Consider the following 1,245-nt stretch of genomic DNA (forward strand, 5'->3'; position numbering starts at 1 on the left):
AAAGAATACCAGTCATGTACCTGTCCCATCGGGACAATATCTGTAGGGGTGTTTGTCATATATACATTGATACCACTGAGTCGTTTACTACGAGGAGAATACTTCATTCCTTTCTTTTTTTCTCTTATTGCTTGATCTTGTAATCGTTTTTGTTGCTGTTGTTTTGTTAATCGATGAACAATTATACGAGCTGGCACTTTATCAATCATTCCCACATAAGCATCAGCTATTTCACATGTTTGTCCTGGTTGAAGGGAGTTCATTAATTTCTCCATATCTATCTGTATATACTCTGTACCTTTCTTAATTCTTCCATCTTGAAAATAATCAGGGTTAGGATTTTTTTGATAAATACGTGTATTCGACTTAATACGAGAGATATAGTAGGCCTCTTTATCTTGTATATATTGAAGGTCTTTTAAATGAAAATAACCTAAATCTCGGATACATAAATCATTCGCTGTCACAGTTGGGACACACAGAGAGCCGTAAGTGCGATCATGTTGTTTACCTGGACCTGTATGAATATGTAGGAACTGTCCACTTAACAAATCATACTCAAGTTGAATTTTCATCCCAGCTGTATGGCTGCATCCTCCTGCACCTGGATAAACCGATGAAAATACATCCAGGAGTTGAAATGCAGTTGAATCTAAAATACGAATACGCTTGAAAACAGAAGTGTATGGAGAAGAAATCGGCATAGATGCGGCCAATTTTTTGCTTAGTATTTCGGCTAGTAGGTGTTGTAAAAGTTGGACGGCCGCCTTATTAAATCGTTGATTCAGTCCCTCAGGACTGATAAGTACTTCTGTTGATGCTTCTAAACAGCTAGATAACTGAGTTAAAGAAGTCATAGCTACATTTTGGTTCACTCATACACATAAAGTTACTAAATCTTTTGCTTGATACTTACTGGTTCGTTGTACAAAACCAACATCTCTAGCAAGATCTCGTAAGGTATTTGGAGATAAAAAACTTTGAATCTCTTGAGCAAATAGTTGTAATTCGTCAGACACAGAAACAGACATAAAAACGCCATCCTTTCCTATGATTCTACAGAAAGAATAGCGTATTTTTTCATTTTAAGGAAATTTAGTTTTGCTAGCTTGGTAGCGATGGGGTGGTACCCCACATCCATCAACTTAAGGATTTAGACTATTTTTGAAGTTAAAAGCACGTTACTATTCTCTTATGTTAATGAGAAAGGGTGACGTGCTTTTTATGAATATGCATCAAAAACAA

The 1,245-nt window shown here is 36.1% G+C and carries 1 pseudogene; it reads right to left on the reverse strand.

The features are described 5' to 3' along the window. Nucleotides 1-1,031, reverse strand: a pseudogene (locus AAIE21_RS29195) (IS4 family transposase); the annotation flags it as partial. Nucleotides 1,032-1,245 lie beyond the last annotated feature (214 nt).

Source organism: Paenibacillus sp. 102 (assembly GCF_039549175.1).
GTDB lineage: Bacteria > Bacillota > Bacilli > Bacillales > Bacillaceae_G > Bacillus_A.